This window comes from Ralstonia sp. RL, from assembly GCF_001683835.1.
Lineage (GTDB): Bacteria > Pseudomonadota > Gammaproteobacteria > Burkholderiales > Burkholderiaceae > Ralstonia > Ralstonia mannitolilytica.
Window position 1 is genome coordinate 1 of sequence record NZ_LWRX01000163.1, and the last position, 1,625, is coordinate 1,625.

Annotated in this window: 3 protein-coding genes and 1 pseudogene; 2 read left to right on the top strand and 2 right to left on the bottom strand. The window is 64.3% G+C overall.

Going from position 1 to position 1,625, the window contains the following annotated elements; translation table 11 throughout:
- Positions 1-390 (top strand): DUF6441 family protein (locus tag A6M56_RS15495; RefSeq protein ID WP_286758232.1); only part of this gene is annotated, 390 nt, incomplete at its 5' end.
- Positions 391-399: 9 nt separating this feature from the next.
- Here the strand turns inward: A6M56_RS15495 and A6M56_RS15500 are convergent.
- Complete coding sequence (locus tag A6M56_RS15500; RefSeq protein WP_286758233.1) at positions 400-813, bottom strand: type II toxin-antitoxin system VapC family toxin; 414 nt, start codon at positions 811-813, stop codon at positions 400-402.
- The gene (locus A6M56_RS15505; protein WP_019562410.1) at positions 810-1,061 is read right to left on the bottom strand and encodes a type II toxin-antitoxin system Phd/YefM family antitoxin; all 252 of its coding nucleotides are present in this window, start codon (positions 1,059-1,061) and stop codon (positions 810-812) included. Before A6M56_RS15505 ends, A6M56_RS15500 begins: the two co-directional genes overlap by 4 nt.
- A 63-nt stretch (positions 1,062-1,124) precedes the next feature.
- Between A6M56_RS15505 and A6M56_RS15510 the strand changes: the two are divergent.
- Positions 1,125-1,625: pseudogene (locus A6M56_RS15510) on the top strand (phage tail protein); the annotation flags it as partial.

Below are 1,625 nucleotides of genomic sequence, written 5' to 3' on the forward strand. Positions count from 1 at the left end.
CCTTGGCTGGGCATCCACGCCCAAGGCGGCACGGTGGCGGGCCGGATGTTGATCCCGCTGCTGCCTGGCCGCATCGGCCCCAAGCGCTTCAAGACCGTGATCGACGGCCTGATGCGCTCGGGCAATGCCTTCTTCGTCGAGAAGAACGGTCGCGTGCTGCTGATGGCCGAGAACATCCGGGAGAACGCCGCGCAACTGGCCCGCTTCAAGCGCGCCGAGCGGCAGCGCTCCGGCACCAAGCGCCTGCAACGCGGCCAGGAGATTCCGATTGCCGTGCTGGTGCGTCGGGTGGATCTGAAGCGGCGCTTGGATCTCGCCGCCGGAGTGCAACGGGCCTTGCCGGCGCTGGCGCGGGCGATTCAACGGGAACTGGACGACATGCTGCGCTGACAGAGTTGTCTACTCTGACCAGGGATCAAGCACCACCAAATCCGGGTGCTGAAAATCCTTGAGGTTGCGCGTGATCAGCGTCAGTCCATGGGTCAAAGCCGTGGCTGCCAGCAGACTATCGATGGCAGGCAAGGGGCGGCGAGCCTGCGCCACCAAGCGGCCCCATCGATCAGCGACCTTGGAATCAACCGCAAGAATCCGGCCCGCGAAAAACATCGGCAACTCGGCTTCCAGCCAATCAAGCAGCGCCAGTTTACGGGGCGTTTCTGGCAGTGCGTCGATGCCTTTGCGTAGCTCACCAAGCGTCAGCACGCTCAAGTACAGGGTACTGGCCGGGCGCTTGGCAAACCACTGAGCGACCTTGGCGTTCGGCTCACGCTTGCGCAGTTCTGACAGCACATTGGTGTCGATCAGGTAGCTCAAATCGACACCTCACGGGTGAGGCTGGCATCACGCGTGAGGTCTATGTCATCGCTGCCGAACAACGGGGAACGGCGCATGAATTCAACCAGCGAATGCCCGGTACCGGTCAACCGTTCGTATTCGGCCTTCGATAGCACGACGGCCACAACCCTTCCATGCCAAGTGATCTCCTGTGGGCCGGCGCTTTCCGTGTCCCGCACGAGTTCAGACAAGTGGGCTTTGGCTTCTTGAATTTGCCAAGTGCGCATAGCGGCCTCCGAATCTAACCAGTCTGGTCAGATTCTAGCGCAGGCGTCAGGGGATACCAAGTCATGGCAAACAACCGCGCCCAAATCCTCATCCGCGCCGTCGACGAGACGCGCGCGGCCTTCGACTCGATCAAGCGGAACCTGGGCGGGCTGGCCGATGCGGCCAGGAGCGTCAACGGCGTGCTCGCCAACCTGGGCGTGGCGGTGTCCGTCTCCGGATTCGGCGCGATGGTGAAGTCCGCACTCGACTCGGCCGATGCCCTCAACAAGCTCTCGCAGCGCGTCGGCATCACGGTGGAGGCGCTGTCTGCCCTGATGCCGGCGGCCGAACTCTCGGGCGTGGCCGCGCAGACCTTCGAGACCGGGCTCAAGAAGCTCGCCACCTCGATGTTCGAGGCGGCCACGGGCTCGGAGGAGTCTGCCCGGCGCTTCGAAGCGCTCGGCGTGGCCTTCCAGAACCAGGACGGCACGCTGCGGGCCACCGACGCGGTGCTGCTCGATCTGGCCGAGCGCTTCAAGGCCATGCCCGACGGGGCGCAGAAGTCGGCGCTGGCCGTCGAACTC

Bases quoted from the DNA above. Each gene is read 5' to 3' on its own strand.
- A6M56_RS15505 (WP_019562410.1), bottom strand. From the start codon at position 1,061: ATGCGCACTTGGCAAATTCAAGAAGCCAAAGCCCACTTGTCTGAACTC.